Source organism: Streptomyces sp. BK340, assembly GCF_007827595.1.
Taxonomy (GTDB): Bacteria; Actinomycetota; Actinomycetes; order Streptomycetales; family Streptomycetaceae; genus Streptomyces.
On the sequence record NZ_VISR01000027.1, the window covers coordinates 1 to 26,586 of the forward strand.

22 protein-coding genes and 1 riboswitch are annotated in these 26,586 nt (G+C 71.5%); of the genes, 12 read left to right on the forward strand and 10 right to left on the reverse strand.

What is annotated here, in order from left to right:
- Positions 1 to 90 precede the first annotated feature (90 nt).
- The 4 genes from FB157_RS35355 to FB157_RS35370 all read right to left on the reverse strand — a co-directional run bounded on the left by FB157_RS35355 (position 91) and on the right by FB157_RS35370 (position 4,448).
- The gene (locus FB157_RS35355; RefSeq protein WP_145884813.1) at positions 91 to 993 is read right to left on the reverse strand and encodes an ABC transporter permease; all 903 of its coding nucleotides are present in this window, start codon (positions 991 to 993) and stop codon (positions 91 to 93) included.
- Positions 980 to 1,954 carry an ABC transporter ATP-binding protein gene (locus FB157_RS35360; protein ID WP_145884814.1) on the reverse strand — a complete coding sequence of 325 codons (975 nt, stop codon included), beginning with the start codon at positions 1,952 to 1,954 and terminating at the stop codon, positions 980 to 982. The genes FB157_RS35355 and FB157_RS35360 overlap by 14 nt, the downstream gene beginning before the upstream one ends.
- 39 nt (positions 1,955 to 1,993) lie before the next feature.
- Positions 1,994 to 3,190, reverse strand: coding sequence for an outer membrane lipoprotein carrier protein LolA (locus FB157_RS35365; RefSeq protein WP_145884815.1), 1,197 nt, complete (start codon positions 3,188 to 3,190; stop codon positions 1,994 to 1,996).
- Between the two features lie 247 nt (positions 3,191 to 3,437).
- Positions 3,438 to 4,448 carry a polyprenyl synthetase family protein gene (locus FB157_RS35370; RefSeq protein ID WP_145884816.1) on the reverse strand — a complete coding sequence of 337 codons (1,011 nt, stop codon included), beginning with the start codon at positions 4,446 to 4,448 and terminating at the stop codon, positions 3,438 to 3,440.
- A gap of 498 nt (positions 4,449 to 4,946) precedes the next feature.
- A riboswitch (cyclic di-AMP (ydaO/yuaA leader) is annotated at positions 4,947 to 5,161 on the forward strand.
- A 5-nt stretch (positions 5,162 to 5,166) separates the two neighbouring features.
- Here FB157_RS35370 and FB157_RS35375 point away from each other — a divergent pair.
- Complete coding sequence (locus tag FB157_RS35375) at positions 5,167 to 5,655, forward strand: transglycosylase SLT domain-containing protein (RefSeq protein ID WP_145884817.1); 489 nt, start codon at positions 5,167 to 5,169, stop codon at positions 5,653 to 5,655.
- A 34-nt stretch (positions 5,656 to 5,689) separates the two neighbouring features.
- Here FB157_RS35375 and FB157_RS35380 read toward each other — a convergent pair whose 3' ends face one another.
- From FB157_RS35380 to FB157_RS35390, 3 genes are all read right to left on the reverse strand, one after another.
- The gene (locus FB157_RS35380) at positions 5,690 to 6,502 is read right to left on the reverse strand and encodes an HAD family hydrolase (protein WP_145884818.1); all 813 of its coding nucleotides are present in this window, start codon (positions 6,500 to 6,502) and stop codon (positions 5,690 to 5,692) included.
- A 154-nt stretch (positions 6,503 to 6,656) separates the two neighbouring features.
- Positions 6,657 to 7,859: an FAD-dependent oxidoreductase gene (locus FB157_RS35385; protein ID WP_145884819.1), complete on the reverse strand. Its 1,203-nt coding sequence runs from the start codon at positions 7,857 to 7,859 to the stop codon at positions 6,657 to 6,659.
- Positions 7,860 to 7,903: 44 nt separating this feature from the next.
- Positions 7,904 to 9,154 (reverse strand): ATP-grasp domain-containing protein, encoded by a 1,251-nt coding sequence (locus tag FB157_RS35390; RefSeq protein ID WP_145884947.1) that lies wholly within the window; start codon positions 9,152 to 9,154, stop codon positions 7,904 to 7,906.
- A 272-nt stretch (positions 9,155 to 9,426) separates the two neighbouring features.
- On the opposite strand from FB157_RS35390, the gene fahA reads away from it, so the two are divergent.
- The 10 genes from fahA to FB157_RS35440 all read left to right on the forward strand — a co-directional run bounded on the left by fahA (position 9,427) and on the right by FB157_RS35440 (position 20,317).
- Positions 9,427 to 10,644 (forward strand): fumarylacetoacetase, encoded by a 1,218-nt coding sequence (gene fahA, locus FB157_RS35395; protein ID WP_145884820.1) that lies wholly within the window; start codon positions 9,427 to 9,429, stop codon positions 10,642 to 10,644.
- Between the two features lie 152 nt (positions 10,645 to 10,796).
- Positions 10,797 to 11,615 carry a hypothetical protein gene (locus FB157_RS35400; protein WP_145884821.1) on the forward strand — a complete coding sequence of 273 codons (819 nt, stop codon included), beginning with the start codon at positions 10,797 to 10,799 and terminating at the stop codon, positions 11,613 to 11,615.
- On the forward strand, positions 11,612 to 11,992 hold the full coding sequence (locus tag FB157_RS35405) for a GntR family transcriptional regulator (RefSeq protein ID WP_145884822.1): 381 nt from the start codon (positions 11,612 to 11,614) through the stop codon (positions 11,990 to 11,992). The genes FB157_RS35400 and FB157_RS35405 overlap by 4 nt, the downstream gene beginning before the upstream one ends.
- 202 nt (positions 11,993 to 12,194) lie before the next feature.
- Positions 12,195 to 13,133, forward strand: a complete 939-nt coding sequence (locus FB157_RS35410) for a M56 family metallopeptidase (protein ID WP_145884823.1) — start codon at positions 12,195 to 12,197, stop codon at positions 13,131 to 13,133.
- Positions 13,134 to 13,379: 246 nt separating this feature from the next.
- Complete coding sequence (locus FB157_RS35415) at positions 13,380 to 14,171, forward strand: GntR family transcriptional regulator (RefSeq protein ID WP_145884824.1); 792 nt, start codon at positions 13,380 to 13,382, stop codon at positions 14,169 to 14,171.
- 33 nt (positions 14,172 to 14,204) lie between these two features.
- Positions 14,205 to 14,432, forward strand: a complete 228-nt coding sequence (locus tag FB157_RS35420; protein ID WP_016437651.1) for a ferredoxin family protein — start codon at positions 14,205 to 14,207, stop codon at positions 14,430 to 14,432.
- A 36-nt stretch (positions 14,433 to 14,468) separates the two neighbouring features.
- Positions 14,469 to 15,812, forward strand: coding sequence for an ABC transporter substrate-binding protein (locus FB157_RS35425; RefSeq protein ID WP_145884825.1), 1,344 nt, complete (start codon positions 14,469 to 14,471; stop codon positions 15,810 to 15,812).
- A complete protein-coding gene (locus tag FB157_RS35430; RefSeq protein ID WP_261386737.1) occupies positions 15,809 to 16,741 on the forward strand; it encodes an ABC transporter permease in 933 nt (310 codons plus the stop codon). Before FB157_RS35425 ends, FB157_RS35430 begins: the two co-directional genes overlap by 4 nt.
- Positions 16,725 to 17,522, forward strand: a complete 798-nt coding sequence (locus FB157_RS35435; RefSeq protein ID WP_145884826.1) for an ABC transporter ATP-binding protein — start codon at positions 16,725 to 16,727, stop codon at positions 17,520 to 17,522. The genes FB157_RS35430 and FB157_RS35435 overlap by 17 nt, the downstream gene beginning before the upstream one ends.
- A 47-nt stretch (positions 17,523 to 17,569) precedes the next feature.
- On the forward strand, positions 17,570 to 20,317 hold the full coding sequence (locus tag FB157_RS35440) for a fumarate reductase/succinate dehydrogenase flavoprotein subunit (protein WP_145884948.1): 2,748 nt from the start codon (positions 17,570 to 17,572) through the stop codon (positions 20,315 to 20,317).
- 66 nt (positions 20,318 to 20,383) lie between these two features.
- On the opposite strand, the gene recQ is transcribed toward FB157_RS35440, so the two are convergent.
- Positions 20,384 to 22,423 (reverse strand): DNA helicase RecQ, encoded by a 2,040-nt coding sequence (gene recQ / locus FB157_RS35445; RefSeq protein ID WP_145884827.1) that lies wholly within the window; start codon positions 22,421 to 22,423, stop codon positions 20,384 to 20,386.
- 334 nt (positions 22,424 to 22,757) lie between these two features.
- Here recQ and FB157_RS35450 point away from each other — a divergent pair, with 334 nt between their 5' ends.
- Positions 22,758 to 23,303, forward strand: coding sequence for a hypothetical protein (locus FB157_RS35450; RefSeq protein WP_145884828.1), 546 nt, complete (start codon positions 22,758 to 22,760; stop codon positions 23,301 to 23,303).
- A gap of 60 nt (positions 23,304 to 23,363) precedes the next feature.
- Here the strand turns inward: FB157_RS35450 and nuoN are convergent, their stop codons facing one another.
- Positions 23,364 to 25,013: an NADH-quinone oxidoreductase subunit NuoN gene (gene nuoN, locus FB157_RS35455; RefSeq protein WP_145884829.1), complete on the reverse strand. Its 1,650-nt coding sequence runs from the start codon at positions 25,011 to 25,013 to the stop codon at positions 23,364 to 23,366.
- Complete coding sequence (locus tag FB157_RS35460) at positions 25,010 to 26,581, reverse strand: NADH-quinone oxidoreductase subunit M (RefSeq protein ID WP_145884830.1); 1,572 nt, start codon at positions 26,579 to 26,581, stop codon at positions 25,010 to 25,012. Before FB157_RS35460 ends, nuoN begins: the two co-directional genes overlap by 4 nt.
- Between the last annotated feature and the right edge of the window lie 5 nt (positions 26,582 to 26,586).

Here is a 26,586-nt window from a genome sequence, read left to right on the forward strand (position 1 = left end):
TCTCCACACCTACAACCACCACCGCTGCCACACCGCACTCGGAGGCCAGCCCCCGATCAGCCGAGTGAACAACGCTGCGGGTCAATACACCTAGGTGTTGATGTCCTTCGTCGTGAACCGCGCCCAGGCCGCCGAGCCGAACACGGCCGCGTACAGCGCCTGGAGACCGAGATTCCTGACCAGGTCGTCCCAGTAGACGGGGTCGCGCATCAGATCGGCGAAGGACAGCCAGTAATGGGGGAAGAAGTACGGCTGCAGCGCGTGCAGCTGGGGTATCTGGTCGAGGATCTGGACGGTGATGAGCAGGCCCACGGTGGTCGCCATCGCCGCGATGCCGCTGTTGGTCAGCGTCGACACGAACAGGCCGAGGGCCGCGACGCCGACCAGCGAGGCCGCGACGACCAGGGCTATCAGCAGCGCCCGGCCGAGGCCCTCGGCGAAACTGATCCGGGTGCCGGAGATCGTGGTGAGGTCGCCGAGCGGGAACAGCAGCGCGCCGACGATCAGCGCGGAGACGGCCACGACCAGGGTGGCCAGCACGCAGAAGGCCATGACCGTCGTGTACTTGGTGAGCAGCAGGCGGGTGCGGCCGGCCGGGGCGACCAGCAGATAGCGCAGGGTGCCGCCGCCCGCCTCGCCGGCGATCGCGTCGCCCGCGACCACGCCGACCGCCATCGGCAGGAAGAACGGCAGGGTCGCGGCCAGTGCCGTGAACACCAGGAACAGGCCGTTGTTGGTGATCTGCGCGATGAACGCCGGCCCGTCGCCACCGCCCCGGCCCGCCGTCGAGCCGCCCCGCGTCTCGATCCGCACCGCGATCCCGACCAGAACCGGCACCGCTGCCAGCACCCCGAGCAGCGCGAGGGTGCGCCAGCGGCGGACGGTGGTGACCAGCTCGCTGCGCAGCAGCCCGAAGGTCCACAGGGGGTTCGGACGGCCGGGGCCGGCTGCGGCGGCCGGTGCCCGGAGTGCCTCGGCCTCAGCCCGCGACATCGAATCCCTCTCCCGTCAGTGCCACGAACGCGTCCTCCAGGGAGGCTCGTTCGAGTGTGAGGCCCCGGACCCGGACACCCGCCGTGACCAGGGCGGCGTTGATCTCGGCGAGGTCCCGCTCGGGAGGCTCGCCGGTCACCCGGTCGCCGTCGGCGGTGACGTCCCCGACGCCCTGTTCCTTCAGCAGCCGGGCCGCCTCGCCCGGGTCCGGCGTGGTCACCACGAGCCGGCCGCGCGCCCCGGCCGCCAGGTCGGCCACCTCGCCCTGCGTGATCAGGCGGCCCTGTGCCATCACCGCCGCGTGCGTGCACACCTGCTCGATCTCGTCGAGGAGGTGGGAGGAGAGGAAGACGGTGGTGCCGTCGGAGGCCAACTCCCGGATCAGGGCGCGTATTTCCCGCATGCCCTGCGGGTCGAGGCCGTTGGTGGGCTCGTCCAGGACGAGCAGCCTGCGCGGCTGGAGCAGGGCCGCGGCCAGGCCGAGGCGCTGCTTCATGCCGAGCGAGTACGCCCTGGCCTTCTTGCCCGCGGCGGCCGTGAGGCCCACGCGGTCCAGGGCGGCCGCGACACGGGTCCGCCGGGTGCGCGGGTCCGCGGTCGGGTCGGCGGCGTCGTAGCGCAGCAGGTTGTCCCGGCCGGAGAGGAAGCCGTACAGGGCGGGGCCCTCGATCAGCGCGCCGACCTGCGGGAGGACGGTACGGCCGGCCCGGGGCATGGGGCGGCCCAGGACACGGGCCGTGCCCGAGGTCGGCTCGATCAGACCCATCAGCATGCGGATCGTGGTGGTCTTGCCCGAGCCGTTGGGGCCGAGGAAGCCGAAGACGCTGCCCGCCGGGACGGTCAGGTCGAGACCGTCGACGGCGAGCTGTCCGCCGCGGTAGCGCTTGGTGAGGCCGCGCGTGGCGATGACATGCGCAGGCGCCTCCCCCGAGTCCTGCTCCGTGGCGGACGGTTCGCCCATCGGCTCCCTCGATTCGTCGTGTGCCGTACCCCGGAAGGGTTACTTCGCTTCGTCGGCCGCCTTGACCAGCGTGTCCTTGGTGACCGCGCCGGCGTACACCTTGCCGTCGTCGGTGATCAGCGCGTTGACCAGGCGGGTGGAGAAGACCGTGCCCTTGCCGAACTTCCCGGAGACGTGGTCGCCGAGCGAGCCGAGGAAGCCGCCGAAGGCGCCGCCCTCGGAGCCGGACGGCATGCCGCCCTTGGCACCGGTGTCGAAGGTGGCGACGGACGTCCAGCCCTTGCCGAGCACGTTGGCACCCTGCAGGCCCTGGGTGAAGTCCTCACCGGACCTCGGGGTGTGCCCGGGAGCCTTGGCCTCCTTCTTCTCCTCGGTGACCTTCGCACCCTTGGGCGGGGTGAAGTCGAAGGTGGAGTCGGCCGGCTTGGCGAAGGAGACCTGGGTGAAGCCCGCGTCGAGCACGGCGGCGCCGCCACTCTTCGGGGTGAGCGTGAACTTGAGCGGCATACCCGTCTTCGCGTCCACGGCGATGCTGATCGCGCCGACCGTCGAACCGGACTGCCTGGGCTTGATCAGCAGCTTGTAGGCGTCGCGTCCGGCGACCTGCGCGGTGCCGTCGACGGTCACGGACGTGGTGTCGTCGACCGACTTCAGGGCCTCGTCGGCGAAGCCCTTGGGCGTGGCCGGCGGCTCGGCCCGGTGCTCCTTGCCCGAGTCGGCGGCGGTGCCGTGGAAGACCTCGTTGCTCTTGCTGTCGTAGCCCCAGACGTTCCTGCCGTCGTGGATGAGGCTGTACTCGGAGCCGCTCTCCAGCAGCGAGAGCTTCTGCCGGTCCGGGCCGTCGGTCGCCACGCGCAGGGTGTGCGTGCCGGAGACCAGCTCGGTGAGCTTGGACTTCGGGTCGGCGGAGGAGCCGTCGCCGCCCCGGGCCGCCCCGGACGCCAGGCTGCTCTCCAGGCCGCCGAGGTTCGGCAGGCCGAGGTCGGTGCTGACCTTCACCGTGCCGGACAGCTGCTGCACGTCCGACTTGGCGATCTTCTCGATGAGCTGCTGCGCGGTGATCTTCGGCAGATCGGGGGAGCCGGAGTCGGCGAGAGCCGGGACCAGCCCGATCGTGGCCGCCGCCACCCCCACCACCGCGACCGGGACCACGTACCGGGCGGCTTTGCGGCGTCCGGTGGGCAGGTCCTCGCCCTGTCCGGCGCCCGTTGCCTCGTCGGATTCGTACGGTGCCATCTGTGCCTTACCTCCGTCGTCGGCGGCGGCTGTCCCCACACTGGTCCACCTGAGCCGCCATTCTCACCCGAATCGGTGAGGAGTGGTGATTTCCGTGGTTTCCATCTGACCAAATCGGCCGTGAGGAAGCGTCAGACCACGGAGCCAACTCCGTGTACGCCTGCGGTATGACACACGAGGGCGGTGCCTCCCCCGACCCGTAGGGGTCGTGCGGGAGACACCGCCGTCGGGTCAGGTGTGCGGGCGGCTAGCCGGCCCGGTGCACCACCGCGTCGCACAGCTCGAGCAGCGCCGCCTTGGCGTCGCACTCCCGCAGCGGGGCCAGTGCCGCCCGCGCCTCCTCTGCGTAGCGGACGGTGTCCCGGCGGGCCTGCTCCAGCGCGGGGTGCGCGCGCAGCGCGGTCAGCGCCTCGGCGTGCCGGGCGTCGTCGCTGAGGTCGGAGTCCAGCAGCTCGCACAGCGCGATGTCCTCGGCCAGGCCGAGGCGGGCGGCCCGCTCGCGCAGCCGGAGCACGGGCAGCGTCGGGATGCCCTCGCGCAGGTCGGTACCCGGGGTCTTGCCGGACTCGTGCGAGTCGGAGGCGATGTCCAGGACGTCGTCCGCGAGCTGGAAGGCGACCCCGAGCCGTTCGCCGTACTGGGTGAGCACGTCGACGACCGTCTCGTCGGCGCCGGACATCATCGCGCCGAAGCGGCACGACACGGCCACCAGGGAGCCCGTCTTGCCGCCGAGCACGTCCAGGTAGTGGTCGACCGGGTCGCGGCCGTCCGAGGGGCCCGCGGTCTCCAGGATCTGCCCGGTGACCAGCCTCTCGAACGCGAGGGCCTGGACCCGGACCGCCTCGGGGCCGAGGTCGGCGAGGATCTGGGAGGCGCGGGCGAAGAGGAAGTCGCCGGTGAGGACCGCGACCGAGTTGCCCCAGCGGGTGTTGGCACTGTCCACGCCGCGCCGCACGGACGCCTCGTCCATGACGTCGTCGTGGTACAGCGTGGCCAGGTGGGTCAGCTCCACGACGACGGCCGACGGCACGACGCCCGGCGCGTACGGGTCGCCGAACTGCGCCGCGAGCATCACGAGCAGCGGCCTGAACCGCTTCCCGCCGGCCCGGACGAGGTGCTGCGCGGCCTCCGTGATGAACGGGACCTCGCTCTTGGTGGCTTCGAGCAAGCCTTCCTCGACAGCCGCCAATCCGGCCTGGACATCGGCTTCCAGAGCCTGGTCCCGCACGCTCAGCCCGAACGGCCCGACGACGGTCACGAGGGGTCTCCTGTCTGCTGGTGTCTGCTGGCGATTACACGGTTTGTCGATAGGTCGTTGCCATCACTCAAGTCAGCGTATCCGGTCCTGTTTCGATCACCGATAGCGCCCACCGGTCCAGCCCGGGCGGTATCGGATCAGGGCCAGTATGTTTTTGATCATCTGATAAGTGTTGGTACACAACGACTTAACAGGATCTCGTCCGATTTGTCGCGAACCGCACGGCGCGCGGAGTACTCCTTTTGCGCCATACTCAGCAAATCTCCCGAATCCCCCATGTCTGATTTGATACCCTTTGCCATTTCGTGAGTTGGGTCACGCGGGTCCGTGAATCAGCCATTGGCCGCCACCGCGTTCTCCCCTTGCCGCATCGGCCAGTTGAGCGTTGGCAACAGCAAAGGATCAAGTACCCCATTGGGAATAGATCAAGGTCAACTGCCTCATTGGGTGAATTCAGTACTTGTTTCGGACATGTGCTGTCGCATAGCTTCCGGGCCAGTCAGACGAACGCCGAATCCTGCCGCGTCTGACACCACCCATCGACGAACTCATTTCGTACGGCAGGAGCGGGGGACCCAGGTAAGCCGCCGGACCGGACGACGCATGTCGCACCGGGACGGCTAGGGGTGAAGCCGTACCTCCCCCCAGAGGTACGGCCGGGCACCTCCCCGCCCGAACCCGACAGCTCACCTCGCAGGCGACGGAGAGGAACGTCCCCATGTCTGCTGCCGCTCTGCCCCGCCGCACCCGCACCAACCGCCTCGTCCGCAAGTTCGCCGTCATCGGCACCGGCGCCGCCGTGCTCGCCCTCCCGCTCATCGGCGCGACCGGCGCCTCCGCCGCCACCCCCACGGCCAGCACGGCGGCCACCACGCTCGCCGGGTACCCGAACAACCTGGACGGCTGGATCCGCGAGTCGCTCGCGATCATGGCTCAGAAGGGCATCCCGGGGACGTACAACGGCATCTACCGCAACGTCATCCGCGAGTCGTCGGGCAACCCGGCGGCCATCAACCTCTGGGACTCCAACGCGGCCAAGGGCATCCCGTCCAAGGGCCTGCTCCAGGTGATCGACCCGACGTTCAACGCGTACCACGTGGCCGGAACGTCCTTCGACATCTACGACCCGGTCGCGAACATCACGGCCGCCTGCAACTACGCGGCCGCGCGCTACGGGTCGATCGACAACGTCTTCGGCGCCTACTGACCGGCGCCCACGGCGGGCCCTGCTGATAGCCCGGTCAGTCGGTCGGGAACAGTCTTTCGAGGACGACGGCGATGCCGTCGTCCTCGTTCGACGTGGTGATCTCATCGGCGACGGCCTTGAGTTCGGGATGGGCGTTGGCCATGGCGACACCTCGTCCGGCCCAGTCGAACATGGGGATGTCGTTGGGCATGTCGCCGAACGCGAGGGCCCGGTCGGCGGCGATCCCCAGGTACTCGGCGGCCAGCGCCAGCCCCGTCGCCTTGGTGACCCCGCACGGCTGCAGCTCCACGGTCCCGGGCCCCGACATCGTGACCGTCGCCAACGAGCCCACCGCCGCGCGCGCGGTCTCCGCCAACTCGTCGTCGGACAGCGTGTGGTGGCGCAGCAGCACCTTGCTGATGGGCTCGCACCACAGGTCGTCGCGGCGGCCGACCCGCACGGCGGGCAGGGTCGGGTGCGGCATCAGATACCCCGGTTCGATCAGGGTGAGCCCGTCCACGCCGTCCTGGTCGACGGCCGCGTAGACCTGCCCCACCTCGGCCTCGATCTTGCCGAGCGCGGTCTCGGCCAGTTCCCGGTCCAGCCGGACCGACCACAGCAGACGGTCGGTGCCGGCGTCGTAGACCTGCGCGCCCTGCCCGCACACCGCGAGTCCCGTGCTGCCGAGGCCCTCCAGGAGGGGCCGCACCCGGGGGGCCGGGCGGCCCGTCACCACCAGGTGCCGGGCGCCGGCCCGCGCCACCCGCTCGAGCGCGGCGCGCGACCGGTCGGAGACGGTGTCGTCGCCGCGCAGCAGCGTCCCGTCCAGGTCGGTGGCGATCAGTGCGTATGCGGGGGGTGCGGCCATGATCAGAGAATACGGATCCCACGCCCCGCCGACTCACCCTGGAGTTCCCGGACTTGTGTGCTCCTCGGCCTCAAGTGGCCCCTGCGGGGCCCCTGATGGTGGTGGAGTTGACGCGATCGGACCCGCGGGTGAGCGGGACGGCGTCTTCCGCCGCTCAGCCGTGTGCCGCCGCCAGATGCCCGGCCAGACGCGGCGAGGCGAACTCCGTGCCGCACACGAACCGCATCACCGGGCCGTACGAGGACGCCGCCGGGAGGCCGGTGAAGTACAGGCCCGGGACGGAGGAGACGAACCCGGGTCCCAGCCTGGGCGCGCCCCGGCTCACCGCCAGCCGGGTGCGCAGCCCATGGCCGAGGAAGTCCATCGCGGCGATGTTCACGCGGTAGCCGGTGGCCGCGATGACGTGGTCGGCCGAGAGCCGCTCGGTGCGCCCGACGTGGGTGCTCACGGTGAGGACCGGACTGCCGCCCGGGGCCTCGGCGCCCACCACCCGCTCGACCTCCTCGACCTGCACCTTGCCCTCGAAGCGGTCGCGCAGCCACCAGGCGCCGAGCGGGCCGAGGACCCGGCGGACCAGGTAGTGGCGGGTGCGGGCGGGCAGGAAGCGGTACGGCTGGGGGTAGTAGCTGAGCGCCCACAGGGACCAGGCACGCCCGAAGGGCGACTCGGGGCGCAGCCTGGGCTGGGCCCAGGGCGGGGCGCCGAAGGCGACCCGGCCGCGGCCGCGCGAGACCACGCGCACCTGGGCGCCGGACTCGGCCGCGAGGGCGGCCGTCTCCAGTGCGGACTGGCCGGCGCCGACGACGATCAGCTCCTTGCCGGCGAAGCGGGTGAGGTCGTGGTGCTGGGAGCTGTGCGAGACCGGGCCCGTGAGCGCCGGACCGTCGGCCGCCGCTGCCGCCAGCTCCGCCGGGAGATGGGCCAGCCCGGACAGCCCGGTGGCGACCACGACCGCGCGGGCGGTGAACAGCTCCCCCGAGTCCAGTTTGAGTTCGAACCCTCCGCTCTCGTCGCGGTCCACGGAGACGACCCGGACCTGCTCCAGGCCGGGCAGCAGCTTCTCCTGGAACCACTCGCCGTACGCGATGAAGGTCTCCACCGGGACGATGTCCTCGTCGGTCACCAGCCGGCGGACACCGGCCGCGTCGCAGTAGTCGGCGAGGGTGTGGCCGGGCTGCGGGCAGTCGAGGCTGGAGGCGGCGGGGGTCGATTTGAGGAGCATGCCCTCGGGCATGTGGTCGCGCCAGCTGACCATGGGGTCGCCGAAGATGCGGACGGGGATGCCGCGCGCCCGCAGATGGGCGGCGGTGGACAGGCCGTACGGCCCGGCACCGATGACTGCAACCGGTCGAATCACGAAGTCCCTCCCCAGGACGCGGTGCGCCACTTCCGTGGCCTTGCCTACTTCGTGGTGTGAGTGGTGCTGCTGCCGCGCCGGCTGGTGCGCCACAGCTGATACAGGTGCTTCGCGCCCGGGCGCACGAACCGGGCGAGCATCGTGAGGAACGGCATCGGGTCGTCACCCGCGAACCAGGCCAGCTCCGTCCCGCTCGCCTTCGCCGGCGCGTGCGGCGTCGTGTAGCCGCTGCGGCGGTAGGCGAGGAGGGCGGGCAGGTCGATGTTCTCCACGACGAAACGGTGGCCGGCGCGCTGTTCCCCCTCCGGTACGGCGCGGCCGGTCAGGTCCAGGTGCATCGCGCGTACGACGTCCACGCCCGACTCGTTCTCGAAGAGCCGGAACTGGGCGCCCATGCGCGGGTTGAAGTCGAGGAGCTTGTACTGTCCGTCGCGCCGGTCGAAGCGCAGGTCGAGGTCGATGATGCCGGTGAAGCCGATCTGTTTGACGAAACGCGCGGCGAGGTCGGCGAGTTCCGGGTTGTCGACGACGTAGGCGTTCGCCGTCATGCCCGCGTGCGGCGGCCAGGAGCGGACCTTGACTCCGGTGAAGAGCGCGAGCGGGTTGGCGTCGGCGTCGAAGCAGGCGTGCACGATCCAGTCCTCGGCCTCCTCCCTCGGCAGGTACTCCTGCAGGATCACGCCGGGCTGCTCGCCCCAGTCCCGGGCGAGCGCGAGCAGGCCCTCGCGGGTGGCGATCCTCGTGGTGCCGTTGACGGCGGGCCGGCTGCGCCGCACGAACGCCTCGCGGTTCTTGGCCACCACAGGGAAGCGGGACGTGTCGGCGAAGGCGACGACCTCGTCGTACGACTCCGGGAACGCGGCCGCCGGGCTCGCGATGCCGTGTTCCGCGCACAGCTCGTGCAGGCCCTGCTTGCTGGCCAGCCGGCGCGGCAGCGCGGGGTCGACACGCGGGAAGAGAAAGGGACCGGCCAGATCGTCCTGGTGCTCGGCGATCAGGACGGCGGCCTCCTCGTCCGTCGGAACCAGGACGGTCGGACGGCCGATCCGGCGGCCGATGCGCAGCAGGCCCTCGACCAGCCGGCCCGGGTCCTCGGCGCCGGTCGTCGGCCACACGAACGCCCGCTCGAGATAGCGAGAGGCGGCTGCGGGCGTGTAGGCGTCCTCGGTGATCGCATACATCGGTACGCCGAGGCGGCCCAGGCTGCGGATCGCGCCGACACCGCCGTGGTGCAGCGGGTAGTCCCCGAATTTGACGATCAGTCCCGGCACGTCACGGTCCGCCTCGAAAGGCATGCCGATGGTGCTTCTGGCCACGGGTCCCCCCACGTGTCCCCCCTACGGACCGGACCCAACCCGTCCGTGTCCCCCAAAGGACGCTAAGCCGGAATTGCCGCCTCCCACAAGGGCTATTCGGACATTGCGAACTCTTTAGACACTGTCCGAGCAACCTTTCGAGCAACGCCTGGCGGTGCGTTCCATGTGGTCCCGACTCGGCCGTAACGTGTGCCGCGACCACATGGAACGCACCGCCATGCATGGCCCGGATGAGAGCGAGGCAGTACCCCATGCCCCCCTTCGACGTCCCCGAGGGCGACCCCTTCGGTCCGCACAACCTTCCCTATGGCGTGTTCTCGCCCTCCGGCAGCACGGAGCGGACGGTCGGCGTTCGGCTCGGTGACCACGTCCTCGACGCGGGCGCCGCGGCCGCCGCCCTCGGCTCGCCGTACGTCTCCCTGCTCGCGCAGCCCACCCTCACGCCCCTGCTGGCGGCCGGGCGCACGGCGTGGTCGGACGTGCGGCGCGCGCTGACGGCGTGGGTGACCGTGCCCTCGCACCGGTCCACGATCGAAGCGCTGTTCCACCCCCTGTCGTCGGTGACCCTCCACCTGCCCTTCGAGGTCGCGGACTACGTCGACTTCTACGCCTCCGAGAACCACGCCCGGAACGTCGGCCAGATGTTCCGCCCGGACGCCGAGGACTCCCTGACCCCCAACTGGAAGCACCTGCCGATCGGCTACCACGGCCGCTCCGGCACCGTGGTGGTGTCGGACACGGACGTCGTACGGCCGTCCGGGCAGCGCAAGGGCCCCGCCGACCCGGCACCCGTCTTCGGCCCCTCGATCCGGCTGGACATCGAGGCCGAGGTCGGCTTCGTGGTGGGCGTGCCCTCGGAGCTGGGCAGGCCGGTCGCGCTCGGCGACTTCCGGGAGCACGTCTTCGGGCTGTGCCTGCTGAACGACTGGTCGGCGCGGGACGTCCAGGCCTGGGAGTACGTCCCGCTCGGCCCGTTCCTCGGCAAGTCCTTCGCGACCTCGGTGTCGGCGTGGATCACCCCGCTGGAGGCGCTGGAGCACGCGCGCGTGGCTCCTCCGGAGCGCACCCACCCGCTGCTGCCCTACCTGGACGACGCCGCGCCGGAGATCGAGCCCGGCGGCTACGACCTGCGGATCTCCGTCGCGATCAACGGCCATGTGGTGTCCGAGCCGCCGTTCTCCAGCATGTACTGGACCGCGGCCCAGCAGCTCGCCCACATGACGGTGAACGGCGCTTCCCTGCGCACCGGCGACCTGTACGGCTCGGGCACGGTGAGCGGCCCGGCGGAGAACCAGCGCGGCTCACTGCTGGAGCTGACCTGGAACGGCCGCGACCCGCTCGAACTCCCGGACGGCAAGCGGACGTTCCTGGAGGACGGCGACGTCGTGACGATGTCGGCGTGGGCGCCGGGGGCGGACGGGGGCCGGGTGGGTCTCGGGGAGGTCAGCGGCCGCGTCGTCTCGGGCTGAGCCCCGTTCCGGGTCGTCTCGGGCCGAGCTTTGCACCGGACGGGCCGAGACTTGTATCAAGCAATTGACACAAGTCCGCCGTGATGCCATCTTGTACTCACCACTTGATACAAGCGGTGAGTACAAGATGCTCACTTTCACGGGGGTTTGTCATGGCTGATGCCGACCTTGGTACGACGGCTCCGGCGTCCCGCGTGCCCGTCGACCGCTACGCCCGCTGGACGGGCCTGATCGTCGGCGCGCTCGTCGGCCGCTGGCTGTCCTCGCTCGACCACGGCGACGGGGTGCTGTACGCCATCCCGGCGTTCGGACTGTGCGCGGTGGCCGGCGTCCTGGCGGGCGACGCGCTGACCCCGCCGGCTCAGGGCACCGTCCGCACGGCGGGGCTCGCCCCGCGCCGCGTCCGGGCCTATGTGCCGCCGCGCGTGACCTGGCTGCTCCTGGCCCTCGCGGGGGCGCTGGTGGTGCTGCTCGTGGTGGCGGGCGCGATCGCCTCACCGGACGACCTGGGGCACGCGGGGCGCGCCCTCACGGCGACCTGCCGGGGCGTCACCCAGTCGGCCACACCCTGGCCCGGCTTCCACTACGGCCTGCCGATGCTGTCCTCCCTGGCCGTCGCCACGGCCGCCTGCGGCTGGTCCCTGCGGCGGATCGCGACCCGGCCCGGCGACGAACAGTCCCGCCGCGACCGCAGCCTCGCCGTCGTCGCCGCCTGGGGACTGGTCGTGTCCGCCTCCCTGCTGGGCGCCGCCTCGACGGCGTCCGGGGCACTGATGGACATCAGCTGCGACGGCACCGCCGGGACGGTGGCCAACGCGGTGCTGTGGCCGCTGGCCACGCTCGCGCTCGCGACCGTGCCGTGGACGCTGGTCACGGTGTGCTCCCCGCGGGCGTCGTGGGGGCGCCGGTCCGCCGCCGGTGACCGTCGCCGGCGGGCGCTCCGCCGGCCGGGCTCGGGGGAACGCCGGTGAACGGCGCGGTCGTGCGGGTCGACACCACCAGTCCCGTCCCGCCCTACGAACAGATCCGCGCCCAGCTCGCCGCCCTGATCACCACCGGTCGCCTGCCCGAGGGCGAACGGCTGCCGACGGTACGGCAGCTGGCGGCCGACCTGGGCCTGGCGGCGGGTACGGTGGCCCGCGCCTACCGCGAGCTGGAGGCGGCCTCCCTGATCCGGACACGGCGCGGCGCGGGCACCCGCGTGGCCCCGCTGCCGGCCCCGGCCGACCGCCCGGACCCGGCAGCCGAACTCGCGGCACTGGCCGACGGGTTCGTGGGACAGGCGCGGGCGCTCGGGGCGACGGAGGAGCAGGTGACCGCGGCGGTCCGGGCGGCGCTGCGCGCATAGGGGCGCGTTCGGGAGCCGGGAACCGGCTCAGCGGGAACACGCCACGAGGGTCGGGGAAGAGACGATCGCTGCTCGACCCTGACACTCGCGCCGCCCGTCCCGTCATACTGACGGGACACGCACCAGAAGATGCGCCCCCGTGCACCGCCTCCGCACCACCCGGCACCCGCACCCGTCTCCGACCAGGAACCGGAGCCCCGGCATGACCGTCTGCCTGCTCCTGCTGAGCGTCGTCGCCCTGACGGCCGCCGTACCGGCGCCGCGCGCGCTGACCCGGGCCGCCTGGCCCGAGCGGGATCCCGTGGTCGCGTTGTGGGTGTGGCAGTGCCTGGTCGCCACGGTCCTGCTGTGCTGTCTGACCGCGCTCGTGCTGGGCGCGGCGGCGGTCTTCCACACCGTCCGCGACCATGTCTTCGCCCCCGCGCCGCCCGCCGTCACCGCCGCGTACGACCTCTCCACCGCCCCGGTCTGGGCCGTCGCCCTCACCCTGCTGCTGGCCTGCGGAGCCGCCTGGACCACCGCGATGCTCGCCCGGGAGATCGCCGAGGCCCGCCGCCGTCGCGGCCAGACCCGGGCGCATCTGCGTGAACGCGCCCCCGACCTGCCCGCGGGACTGCCGGCGGCACGCGGGCCGATGCTGGTGCTGGAGGACGAGTACCCGGACGCCTGGTGGATGCCGGGCCACCCGCCCCAGCTGGTCGTGACGACCGGAGCGCTGCACCGCCTGACCGACCATCAGCTGGACGCGGTCCTCACCCATGAGCGCGGCCACGCCCGCGCCCACCACGACTGGCTGCTCCACCTGTCCACCGCGCTCGCCACGGGCTTCCCGCACGTCCCGCTCTTCGCCCACTTCTGCGACCAGACGCACCGGCTGGTCGAACTGGCCGCCGACGACGCGGCATCCCGCCGCTGCGGCCACCTCACCACCGCCCTGGCCCTGATCGAGCTGAACCAGCACCGCGGCGTCCTGTCCTGCGCCTCCAGCCGCCGCCTCCTCGGCGAACGCGTGGACCGCCTCCTGGAGCCCCCACCACGCCTGCTCCGCCGGCACCGGGCCCTGACGACGACGGTGGCGGCACTGGTCCCGCTGCTGCCGCTGCTGATCACGTTCGCGCCGGGACTCACGGCACTGTCCTGACCCCATGTCCCGACGCCACCGGGGGCAGTCACAGCCGGACCGTCGTCACCTCCAGCAGGCGGCCTACCGCCGGCGCGAGCATGCGCCCCACCCGGCTTCGATCAGCGTGAACCGAAGAGCAGCCGAGTGGCAGTTCTAGCCCGCCCCCTCGGAAAACCCAAGCTCAGCGACCTATCCAACGCACCCTCACCTGGCGCAACACTCCAGAAACACCCCATTCCCTACCTGCTCGGTATGGTTCCAGCCATGCCACCCACCGACCGCTCCCGAGACCACGCCGGGCAGGGCGCCGCGACCACTGTCGCCGCCCACCGCGTGCGTCGCCGGCTGCGTGCGGACCGGGCCCGGCAGCTCGCCGACCTCCTGCGCCACCAGCTCCTCACCGGCGTGTTCGAGGACGGCACCCTCCCCCACGAGTCCACCCTCGCCGCCGACTACCGCGCCTCCCGCAACACCGTCCGCCAGGCCCTGGACCTGCTTCGGGCGGAAGGCCTGGTGGAGCGGCTGCCGGGGGTCGGCACCGTCGTCGTGGGCCAGAAGTACCCACACGGGCTCGACCACCTGATGGGTCTCGCGGAAACCCTCCGCGAACACGGCCGCGTCACCAACGAGGTCCGCACCCTGGGCCCCGCCCCCGCGCCCGCCCCGGTGGCCGAACGCCTCCATGTCCCGGCCGGCGCCGACGTCCTTTACATCGAACGCCTGCGCCGTTTGAACGGCCTCCCCCTCTCCCTCGACCTCACCTACATCCCCCTCGACATCGGAACATCCCTGCTCGGCGCCGACCTGGAGAACACCGATGTCTTCCGTCTGCTGGAAGCCATCACCGGCCAGCGCCTCGGCCACGCCGAGATCACCCTGGAGGCGGTGAACGCGGACGCCCACTCCGCCGCCGTGCTCCAGGCGCCGCGCGGGGCCGCCGTGCTGATGCTGGAACGCCTCACACACCTCGCCGACGGCCGCCCCGTCGACCTGGAGTTCATCCGCTTCCGCGGCGACCGCATCACCATGAGCGGCCTGCTCCACCGGTCGCTGTAACCACCCTGCCTGACCCGTTTCCTGGAGACAGCCATGCCCTTGGCGCCCCAGCGGGCCGACGTGCCCGTGACCATCGACGAGTCGAAGTGCATCGACGGCTGCACGCTCTGCGTGGACATGTGCCCGCTGGACTCACTCGCCATCGACGACAGCAGCGGCAAGGCGTACATGCACGTCGACGAGTGCTGGTACTGCGGCCCGTGCGCGGCCCGCTGTCCCACCGGAGCCGTCACGGTCAACATGCCCTACCTGCTCCGCTGACCCTTCCGACCTGCTCCGGTGAGAGGCCGAACAACCATGAAACGCAAGGCAGTCGTCCTGTCCGCCGCCACGCTCCTCCTGCCCCTGTCCGCCTGTGGCGGCAGCGCCGAAGCGGGCAGCGGTTCCACAGTCACCGTGACCGTCGGCTACCAGTCCAAGACCATCAACACGGTCACCGCAGGGACCCTGCTTCGCTCCCTGGGCTACTTCGAGAAGCAGCTGAACGCCCTGCACGACGGCCACACCTACAAGGTCGACTGGCAGGACTACGCCACCGGCGCCCCGATCACCGCCCAGATGACCGCCGGGAAGATCGACATCGGGTCGATGGGCGACTTCCCCCTGCTGCTCAACGCGGCACGCGGCAAGCAGCTCGGCCAGCCCACACACCTGGTGTCGGTCACCGGCTACAACCTGCGCGGCGGCCTCAACACCGTGGTCATCGCCCCGGACTCCAAGCTCGCTTCCCTGAAGGACCTGAAGGGCAAGAAGGTCTCCACGAGCGTCGGCTCCGCAGCCGACGGCACCCTCGTGCGAGCCCTGCAGCGCGCGGGCGTCGACCCGAACACCGGTGTCTCGAAGCTCAACCAGCAGCCCGCCGTCGGCGCTTCGGCCCTCTCCGCCGGCAGCGTGGACGCACTGTCGCAGTTCGTCGCCTGGCCGGGCCTGCTCGCTTACCAGGGCAAGGCAAAGGCCCTGTACGACGGCGCCCGGCTGAACCTGCCGACCTTCCACGGTGTCACCGCCCGCGAGGACTTCGCCAAGCAGCACCCAGCCGTGCTGGATGCTTTCCTGAAGGCCCAGGCGCAAGCCTCGGACTATCTCGACGACCACCCTGTGACCGCCGCGGAGAAGGTCGCCGGGGCCACCGGTCTGCCCGCCGAGGTCGTCTACCTGTACAACGGCGCCCACGGCATCGCCACCTTCGATCCGGCCGTCAAACCCCAGCTCGTCGCCGCGCTGAAGCAGGACGTCTCCGTCCTCAAGGCCGCCAAGCTCACCGGCGACATAGACGTGGACTCCTTCATCGACGACCGGTACGTGAAGAAAGCCCTCGGCGCCTCCTACGCCGAGCGGCTCGCCGCCGCACCCGCGCCGGGCGCGAGCGAGGTATGGCCCAAGGGCGGCAAGAAGACCGTCTCCTTCAAGTCGCCGAAGGAGTTGCTGGCCTACGTGGCCGGGCACCGGGGCGGCATCCGCGCTGCCTACGTCCCCGACGCCACCACCGGCACCCTCTGGTTCGCCGACAAGGCGGTCTGGGTGGCCGACGGTGACCAGCTGCTGCCGTTCGTGGCCCCAGATACAGCGCAGGCGTACATCACGGCTCACGGCGGCGCCCGTGCCGTCTCGTACACCGAGGCACTCGGGCGGTCCTCATGACCCGGCGGCCGCTCGCCCGCTATGCGTTGCGGGCGGCGTCCCTTGCCACCGCTCTTGGGCTCTGGCAGCTGCTGACCAGCCTGGACGTCGACCTGTGGCTGCGCTTCTCGCAGTTTCCGACGGCCACCGACGTGGCCCGGGCCTTCGCCGACCGGGTCTCCGGGGCCGACTACTGGACCGACCTCACCGACAGCCTCACCCGCATCCTCACCGGCTTCGCGCTGGCAGCCGTCCTGGGCGTGGCGACGGGCGTGCTCGTGGCCCGCTCGCGCCTCGCCGAGGACCTGCTCGGCCCGGTCCTGGAAGTCGTACGCCCCATCCCGGCCATCGCCCTCGTCCCCGTCGCGATCCTTCTCTTCCCCTCGAACGAACAGGGCATCGTCTTCATCACGTGCACCGCCGCCTTCTTCCCCGTGCTGGTCTCCACCCGGCACGCGGTCCGTGCACTCACCCCCGTGTGGGAGGAGGCGGTGCGCACCCTCGGTGGCGGCCGGCTGCGGATCCTCGGCTCGGTCGTGCTGCCGGGGGCGCTGCCCGGCATCTTCGGCGGCCTGTCGGTCGGTATCGGCGTCTCGTGGATCTGCGTGATCTCCGCCGAAATGATCTCCGGCCAGTACGGCGTCGGTTACCGCACCTGGCAGGACTACACGGTCGTGAACTACCCGGGCGTCTTCGTCGGCATGGTCACGATCGGCCTCCTCGGCTGGGTCACCTCCACGGCTGTGGAACTCCTCGGCCGCCGCCTGACCAGCTGGCTGCCCCGCACCTCGTACGTGCCCGCCGGCCGGGGGCGCACTGGGGTGCCCCGCGTCGCCGCCCCGGCCGCGGTCGCCATGAAGGCCGACGGCAACCCCGAGAACCAGCCCGAGGCCCAGCACCAGGGCCACGACGAAAGCGAGCAGGGGGCGCGGGATGAGCACCTCGTCTGAGACGGTCGTGACAGGCGTCGCCCCTGCGACGACGTCACGGGAGGCCGTACGCGGCACCCGGCTCACCTTCCGTGCCGCCGTCCTCGGCCGTCCGGGCGCCCCGGTCCTGCACGACGTCGACCTGGATGTCGCGCCGGGCGAGATCCTCACCGTCGTCGGCCCCTCCGGCTGCGGCAAGTCGACGCTGCTGCGCACGCTCGCCGGGCTGCTGTCACCGCTGGCCGGGGCGGTGGAGCAGGACGGCAGCCCGCTCACCGGGCCGTCCGCCGACCGTGCGCTGGTCTTCCAGGAGGACGCGCTGCTGCCTTGGCGCACCCTGCGCGGAAACGTCGAACTCCCCCTCGCCATCAGCGGCGTACCGCGCTCCGAGCGTCGTTCGCGGGCCGAGTCCTGGCTCGGGCGCGTCGGACTAAGTGCACAGGCGGGACAGTTGCCGCACCGGGTCTCCGGCGGGCAGCGCCAGCGCGCCCAGTTGGCCCGCGCCCTGGCGGACAGCCCGCGCGCGGTCCTCATGGACGAACCCTTCGGAGCCCTCGACGCCCAGACCCGCTCGGGCATGCAGGACCTGCTGGTGGAGGTCCTGCGCGGCACGGGCGCGACCGTCGTCTTCGTCACGCACGACGTGGACGAGGCGCTCTTCCTCGGCGACCGCGTCGCCCTCCTCGGGGCCGGCGGCCTGGCCTCCGTACGCGACGTGCCGCGTCCGCGTGACCGTGGCGCCCTCGACGACCCGGCCCGGGCAGCCCTGCGTCGCACCGTCCTCTCCTCGCTCGGCACCTGAAAGGCACCCCGGTGACCACCCCCGCCAACGCCCCCGCGCAGACCCCCATGGAGATCCCCGCCGTCACCGATGCCGAGGAGCTGACCTGCGACGTTCTCGTCATCGGCGGTGGCACCGCCGGCACCATGGCCGCCCTGACCGCCGCCGAGCGCGGCGCGGACGTCCTGCTCCTGGAGAAGGCCCACGTCCGCCACTCCGGCGCGCTGGCCATGGGCATGGACGGCGTCAACAACGCGGTCGTCCCCGGCCGCGCCGAGCCCGACGACTACGTCGCCGAGATCACCCGTGCCAACGACGGCATCGTCGACCAGTCGACCGTCCGCCAGACCGCCATCCGCGGCTTCGCTATGGTCCAGCGGCTGGAGTCGTACGGGGTCAAGTTCGAGAAGGACGAGCACGGGGACTACGCGGTCCGCCAGGTCCACCGCTCGGGCTCGTACGTGCTGCCGATGCCGGAGGGCAAGGACGTCAAGAAGGTTCTGTACCGGCAGTTGCGGCGGCGGGAGATGCGGGAGCGGATCCGTATCGAGAACCGGTTGATGCCGGTCCGTGTGCTGACCGCGGCGGACGACGGGCGGGCCGTGGGCGCCGTCGGCTTCCACACCCGCACCGGTGCCTTCGTCACCGTCCGCGCGGGCGCGGTGATCCTCGCCACCGGCCCCTGCGGCCGTCTCGGTCTGCCCGCCTCCGGCTACCTCTACGGCACCTACGAGAACCCCACCAACGCCGGTGACGGCTACGCCATGGCCTACCACGCGGGCGCCGAGCTGACCGGAATCGAATGCTTCCAGATCAATCCGCTGATCAAGGACTACAACGGTCCGGCCTGCGCCTACGTCGCCAACCCCTTCGGCGGCTACCAGGTCAACCGGCACGGCGAGCGGTTCGTCGACTCCGACTACTGGTCGGGGCAGATGATGGCCGAGTTCGCGGCGGAGGTCGCCAGCGACCGCGGCCCGGTCTACCTGAAGCTGAGTCATCTGCCCGAGGAGTCGGTCTCCGCCCTGGAGTCCATCCTCCACTCCACCGAGCGGCCCACCCGCGGCACCTTCCACGCCGGGCGCGGGCACGACTACCGCACCCACGACGTCGAGATGCACATCTCCGAGATCGGTCTGTGCGGTGGCCACTCCGCCTCCGGTGTCCGCGTCGACGACCGGGCCCGTACGACCGTCCCCCGCCTGTACGCCGCGGGCGACCTCGCCTGCGTCCCGCACAACTACATGATCGGCGCCTTCGTCTTCGGGGACCTCGCGGGTGCTGACGCCGCCCAGTACACGGCGTACGCGGGAGAGCTTCCCGCGGACCAGGTCCGCGAGGCGCACGAGCTGATCTACCGCCCGTTGCGCAACCCGGACGGCCCGCCGCAGCCCCAGGTCGAGTACAAGCTGCGCCGCTTCGTGAACGACTACGTGGCACCGCCCAAGTCCGGCGTCCGCCTCTCCCTCGCCCTGGAGGCTTTCGAACGGATGCGCGCCGACATCGCCGCGATGGGCGCCCGCACCCCGCACGAGCTGATGCGCTGCGCCGAGGTCACCTTCATCCGTGACTGCGCGGAGATGGCCGCCCGCGCCTCCCTCGCCCGTACCGAGTCCCGCTGGGGGCTCTACCACGACCGGATCGACCACCCCGGGCGCGACGACGCCTCCTGGTTCCACCACCTCGATCTGCACAAGTCCCCCTCTGGTGCGATGGAGTTCACGGTCCGGCCCGTGGCTCCGTATCTGGTCCCGGTCGAGGGCTTCGCCCCGGCAGGCGGTCCCTCCCGGCAGCTGGGCCAGGTCCGGCCCGAGGACGTCGCCACGGCCGGCCCGCGCGATGCGGCGCCGGTCGCCACCGGACCGTCGTCCACCCGCGCCGCCGGACTGGAGGCCCCGAGCGGCGCCCCGGGCACCGCCCCGCCCCGGCTCCTGGAGCTGCTGCGGCTGGCCGAGGAGGAGCCCGAACTCGCTTCCCTGCAGCCCTATTTGTCCGATCCCGATCCCGCGGTCCGCCGTACGGCCGTCTCCGTCCTCACCGAGACCGTGCCGCCCGGCACCGGACCGGCCCTGGCGGGCGCCCTCGCGGACCCCGACGCCAAGGTCCGCGCGGCCGCCGCGGCCTCGATGCGTGAACTTGTCGAGACCCTGCCGTCCGAGCCCGCCCTGGGCGCCGCCCTCATCGACGCGCTCGGCGAGGCGGACCCCGTGGTCCGCGCCGCGGCCCTCGATGTCCTGCGCGCCCTGCGGCTGGGCGAAGCAGCCGTGTTCGCCGCCGCGCTGGACGACCCCGACATTCCGGTCCGTATCGAGGCCGTGCGCGCCCTCGTCTCGGTCGACGTGGCCGAACCACTGGCGGGCGCCTCGAACGATCCCTCCCGGGAAGTCCGCGTGGCCGTGGCCAAGGCGCTGGCCGCCGTCAGCCCGGCGCCCCTGGACCCGCGGGCCCGGGAGTCGCTCACCGGCGCCCTGGACCGGCTCACCGAGGACGCCGACCCGCTGGTGCGCGGTGCCGCGCTGGGTGCGCTGGCCACGCCCGGCTGCCCGGCGCCGCTCGCCGCCCGTGCCGTGGCCGCCCTGTCCGACCCTGCCTGGCAGGTCCGCGCCGGCGCCGCCACCGCGCTGTCGGTCGCACCCGCCGACTCCGCCGTCCCCGCCCTTGCCAAGGCCGTGGCCGACCCGAACCCCGACGTGCGCAAGGCGGCGGTCCTGGCCCTGACCCGGCACAACGCCACCGAGGAGGCTCGTGCGGCCCTGGCCACGGCCACGACCGACTCGGACGCGGATGTCAGGGCATACGCGGCGCGGGGATTGTGACGATCCGCGGCGTCGCCCCAGTCGCAGCGCAGGAGGGAAGGCCGGTCTCCCGAGGCCTCGGGCGGGCTATATCCAGTCGTCCGGCTCCGGCTCGTCCTCCGGCTCGGGCCAGTAGTCGTCCGGGGAGTCGACGGGCGCCGGTGAAGACTCACCCGCAGGGGAGACATCGCCCGTGGGGGCGCCGCCGGCGGGCGTGCCCGGTGTGCCGAGGGAGTTCAGCACCTCGAGCACCCCTTCCCCGTACGTCGCCAGCTTCTTCTCGCCGACCCCGCTCACCGTGCCCAACTCCCGCACCGAGCCGGGCCAGGAGGTGACGATCTCCCGGAGGGTGGCGTCGTGGAAGATGACGTACGCCGGGACTCCCTGCTCCCGGGCCTGTTCGGCGCGCCAGGCGCGCAGGGCCTCGAAGGCGGGGAGCAGCGAGTCGGGCAGCTCGACCGCGGCGGCCTTGGCCTTGCCGTCGCCCCGGCCGGAGGAGGCGCCCGATCCCGACCGCGACGTGGCCGGCTTCTTCGGCTCCTTGCGCAGCGGCACCTCCCGCTCCCGCCGCAGCACCGAACCGCTCGCCTCGGTGAGCACCAGCGTTCCGTACTCGCCCTCGACCGCGAGCAGCCCCTGGGCCAGCAGCTGCCGGACGACACCCCGCCACTCGCCCTCGGCGAGGTCCTGGCCGATGCCGAACACGGACAGCTGGTCGTGGTCGAACTGGATCACCTTGCCGGTGCGCTTGCCGAGCAGGATGTCGACGATCTGTACGGCGCCGAACTTCTGCCCGCGCTCCCGCTGCAGCCGTACCACCGTCGACAGCACCTTCTGCGCGGCGACCGTGCCGTCCCAGGTCTCCGGCGGGGTCAGGCAGGTGTCGCAGTTGCCGCAGCCCGTGGTGGAGGGTTCCTGGCCGAAGTAGGCCAGCAGCTGGCCGCGCCGGCACTGGGCGGTCTCGCACAGGGCGAGCATGGCGTCGAGGTGGGCGGAGGCCCGGCGGCGGAACGCCTCGTCGCCCTCGCCGGACTGGATCAGCTTGCGCTGCTGGATGACGTCGTTGAGGCCGTAGGCCATCCAGGCGGTGGAGGTCGCTCCGTCGCGACCTGCGCGGCCCGTCTCCTGGTAGTAGCCCTCGATCGACTTGGGCAGGTCCAGATGGGCGACGAAGCGCACGTCCGGCTTGTCGATGCCCATGCCGAAGGCGATGGTCGCGACCACGACCAGGCCCTCCTCGCGCAGGAACCGGGACTGGTGGGCCGCGCGCGTGCCCGCGTCCAGGCCCGCGTGGTAGGGCACCGCCTCTATGCCATTGCTGCTCAGGAACTCGGCCGTCCGCTCCACCGAGTTGCGGGAGAGGCAGTACACGATGCCGGCGTCGCCCGCGTGCTCCTCCCGCAGGAAGGCGAGCAGCTGCTTCCTGGGGTCGGCCTTGGGCACGATCCGGTACTGGATGTTGGGCCGGTCGAAGCTGGCGACGAAGTGGCGGGCCCTCGGCAGGTCCAGCCGCTGGGTGATCTCCTCGTGGGTGGCGCGCGTGGCCGTGGCCGTGAGGGCGATCCGCGGGACGTCCGGCCAGCGCTCGCCGAGCAGGGAGAGGGCCAGGTAATCGGGGCGGAAGTCGTGGCCCCACTGGGACACACAGTGCGCCTCGTCGATGGCGAAGACGGAGATCTTGCCGCGGGAGAGCAGGTCGAGCGTGGCCTCGACCCGCAGCCGCTCCGGGGCCAGGTACAGCAGGTCCAGCTCGCCTGCGAGGAACTCGGCCTCGACCATGCGCCGCTCGCCGAAGTCCTGCGTGGAGTTGATGAAGCCGGCCCGTACGCCGAGGGCACGCAGGGCGTCCACCTGGTCCTGCATCAGCGCGATCAGCGGCGAGATCACCACGCCCGTACCGGGTCTGACCAGGGCCGGGATCTGGTAGCACAGTGACTTTCCGCCGCCGGTCGGCATGAGGACGAGGGCGTCTCCGCCCGCCACCACATGCTCGATGACCGCTTCCTGCTCACCGCGGAAGGCCTCGTATCCGAAGACCCGGTGCAGCGTGGCCAGCGCCTCGCTCGCGGCCGCACCCGGCCCCTCGGTCGTCCTTGGCATCTCGCTGATCCCGCCCGTCGCGCCCATCGTCCTGTGTCCCCCGGGTCCGTCCCCCGTGTGTCGTCCCTCGACCACTGCGTCCACGATAGGCGCCCGCGCCGACAGCGTCGGGAGTTGTCCACAGGTACGAGTGACTTGTCATATCAATGCAGCGACTGTTTCCGGACAGTCGATCCTGCACCCCATCGGACGCGTCAGGTGCTGCCAAAAGGTCACCGCTCAACCCATTGGGGCGCCTCTGGATGGCCACTCCCTTCGCCCGGGGACAGGCTGCTGGAGCGGGCCGCGGAGGCTCGCTCGCCGCCGGATCACGCTTCCCACACCCCGGTACACCCGCGTCTGCCCCTAGGAGCCCCGCCCCATGATCGCTCGCCTCGCCGGAGCCGCCCTCGCCCTCGTCTCGGCCCTCGCCGTGCCGGCCTCGGTGCCCGCCCAAGCCGCCGACCAGGACGCCTTCACCGACCCGCAGCTGACCGCGGCGTACACAGCGACGGCGCTGTACCGCTACGAGCCGTTCGCGACCGCCGCCGGCTACGAGCCGCATGTGTGCCTGGCCCGCGCCGAGGGCGCCATGGGCTTCCACTACTTCAACGAGTCCCGCTTCGGCTCCCTCGACCCGAAGAAGCCGGGCGGCCTGCTCTACGAGGACGTCGGCAACGGCAAGCGCCGGCTCGTGGGCGTGGAGTGGGTGGTCCCGGTCACCGGCAAGAACATGAAGCGGCCCCGCCTGTTCGGGCAGGACTTCCAGGGCCCGATGGCCGGCCACTACCCGGGCATGCCCACCCACTACGACCTGCACGTGTGGATCTACAAGAAGAACCCCCGCGGTCTCTTCTCCCAGTGGAACCCGACAGTGAAGTGCCCTTCGTCGGCAACACCGGGCATGTCGAAGATGCCGGGCCACTGACAGGCGACGGCCCCGGCTCCTCGCTCGGAGGAACCGGGGCCGCAGGACGTCGCGCGGGCCTCAGCGCACGAACACGCCCGCCTGGCTCGCCAGGTTCAGGAAGTACTGCGGCGCCACACCGAGCACCACCGTGACCGCCACGCCCACCCCGATCGCCGCCATGGTCAGCGGCGACGGCACGGCCACGGTCGGGCCCTCGGGCCTCGGCTCGCTGAAGAACATCAGCACGATCACCCGGATGTAGAAGAACGCGGCGATCGCCGAGGAGATCACACCGATCACGACCAGCGGGGCCGCACCGCCGTCCGCCGCCGCCTTGAACACGGCGAACTTCCCGGCGAAACCGGAGGTCAGCGGGATACCGGCGAAGGCCAGCAGGAAGACCGCGAACACGGCCGCCACCAGCGGCGACCGGCGGCCGAGCCCGGCCCACTTGGACAGGTGCGTCGCCTCGCCGCCCGCGTCGCGCACCAGCGTGACCACCGCGAAGGCGCCGATCGTCACGAACGAGTACCCGGCCAGGTAGAACAGCACGGACGACACGCCGTCCTTCGAGGTCGCGATGACACCCGCGAGGATGAATCCGGCGTGCGCGATCGACGAGTACGCCAGCAGTCGCTTGATGTCGGTCTGCGTGATCGCGATGATCGCGCCGCCCAGCATGGTGACGACGGCCACCGCCCACATGACCGGCCGCCAGTCCCAGCGCATGCCGGGCAGGACGACGTACAGCAGGCGCAGCAGCGCGCCGAACGCCGCCACCTTCGTCGCCGCCGCCATGAAGCCGGTCACCGGGGTCGGCGCGCCCTGGTAGACGTCGGGCGTCCACATGTGGAACGGCACCGCGCCCACCTTGAAGAGCAGGCCCATCACGATCAGGGCGCTGCCCAGCAGCAGCAGAGCGTCGTTGCCCATGGTGCCCGCGAGCGCCGGGTCGACGGTGCCGACCGTGCCGTCGACGACCTGCGCGATGCGCGCGTACGACATCGAGCCCGCGTAGCCGTACAGCAGGGCGATGCCGAACAGCGTGAACGCCGAGGCGAACGCGCCGAGCAGGAAGTACTTGACCGCGGCCTCCTGCGAGAGGAGCCGCTTGCGGCGGGCCAGCGCGCACAGCAGGTACAGCGGCAGGGAGAAGACCTCCAGGGCCACGAACAGCGTCAGCAGGTCGTTGGCCGAGGGGAAGATCAGCATGCCGGCGATCGCGAAGAGCAGCAGCGGGAAGACCTCGGTGGTGGTGAAGCCGGCCTTCACTGCGGCCTTCTCGCCGTCACCGCCCGGCACGGACGCGGCCTGCGCCGCGAACGAGTCGACCCGGTTGCCGTGCGCCGCCGGGTCCAGGCGCCGTTCGGCGAAGGTGAACAGGGCGACCAGACCGGCCAGCAGGATCGTGCCCTGCAGGAACAGGGCCGGACCGTCGACCGCGATCGCTCCCATGGCCGCGATGTGCGCCTTCGTGGTGCCGTAGCCGTCGGCCGCCAGGGCGACCACCGCGGCGAACGCGGCACAGAGGGCCACGACGGACACGAACACCTGCGCGTAGTAGCGGGACCTGCGCGGGACGAACGCCTCGATCAGCACGCCGACCAGCGCCGCGCCGACGACGATCAAGGTCGGCGACAATTGCCCGTACTCGATCTTCGGCGTGGGGATCTTCGAGATCGGCTCGGCCGCGGTTGTCCACAGGCTGTGGACGGCTGTTGCGCTCACTTGGCCGCCTCCACCGAGGGCTTGGGATCGGTCTTGTGTACGTCGGACATGGTCTGCTTGACCGCCGGGTTGACGATGTCCGTGACGGGCTTCGGGTAGACGCCCAGGAAGATCAGCAGCACGATCAACGGCGCGACGACCACCAGCTCGCGCGCGCGGAGGTCGGGCATCGCCGAGACCTCGGGCTTGACCGGGCCCGTCATCGTGCGCTGGTAGAGCACGAGGGTGTAGAGCGCGGCGAGCACGATGCCGAAGGTGGCGATGATGCCGATCGCCGGGTAGCGCGTGAACGTGCCGACCAGGACCAGGAACTCACTGACGAACGGCGCGAGCCCGGGCAGCGACAGAGTGGCGAGGCCGCCGATCAGGAAGGTGCCGGCGAGCACCGGGGCGACCTTCTGCACACCGCCGTAGTCGGCGATGAGGCGCGAGCCGCGCCGGGAGATCAGGAAGCCCGCGACCAGCATCAGCGCGGCCGTGGAGATGCCGTGGTTGACCATGTAGAGCGTGGCGCCGGACTGGCCCTGGGTGGTCATCGCGAAGATGCCCATGATGATGAAGCCGAAGTGCGAGATCGACGCGTAGGCGACCAGACGCTTGATGTCCCGCTGGCCGACGGCGAGCAGGGCTCCGTAGACGATGCTGATGAGCGCCAGTACGAGGATGACGGGCGTCGCCCACTTGCTGGCCCCCGGGAACAGCTGGAGGCAGAAGCGGAGCATCGCGAAGGTGCCCACCTTGTCGACGACCGCGGTGATGAGGACGGCGACCGGGGCGGTGGCCTCCTGCATGGCGTTGGGCAGCCAGGTGTGCAGCGGCCACAGCGGCGCCTTCACCGCGAAGGCGAAGAAGAAGCCGAGGAACAGCCAGCGTTCGGTGTTCGTCGCCATGTGCAGGGAGCCGTTGGCGCGTGCCTGCGCGATCTCCTGGAGGCTGAAGTTCCCGGCGACCACGTAGAGGCCGATCACCGCGGCCAGCATGATCAGGCCGCCGACCAGGTTGTAGAGCAGGAACTTCACCGCCGCGTACGACCGCTGCGTGGAGGCCGCCTCCTCGCCGTGCTCGTGGGCACGGTCCCCGAAACCGCCGATGAGGAAGTACATCGGGATGAGCATGGCTTCGAAGAAGATGTAGAAGAGGAAGACGTCGGTGGCCTCGAAGGAGATGACCACCATCGCCTCGACCGCCAGGATCAGCGCGAAGAAGCCTTGAGTGGGCCGCCAGCGGCGGCTGCCGGTCTCCAGCGGGTCGGCGTCGTGCCAGCCGGCGAGGATCACGAACGGGATCAGCAGCGCGGTCAGCGCGATGAGCGCCACCGCGATGCCGTCGACGCCCACCTCGTAGCGGACGCCGAAGTCGGCGATCCAGGGGTGCGATTCGGTGAGCTGGTAGCGGGCGCCGTCCGGGTCGAAGCGGACCAGGACGGTGACCGCCAGGGCGAGCGTGGCGAGCGAGACCAGCAGCGCCAGCCACTTCGCGGCGGTACGCCGTGCGGCCGGTACGGCGGCCGTGGCGACGGCCCCGATGGCCGGGAGCGCCGCCGTCGCTGTCAGCAGAGGAAAGGACATCGGTA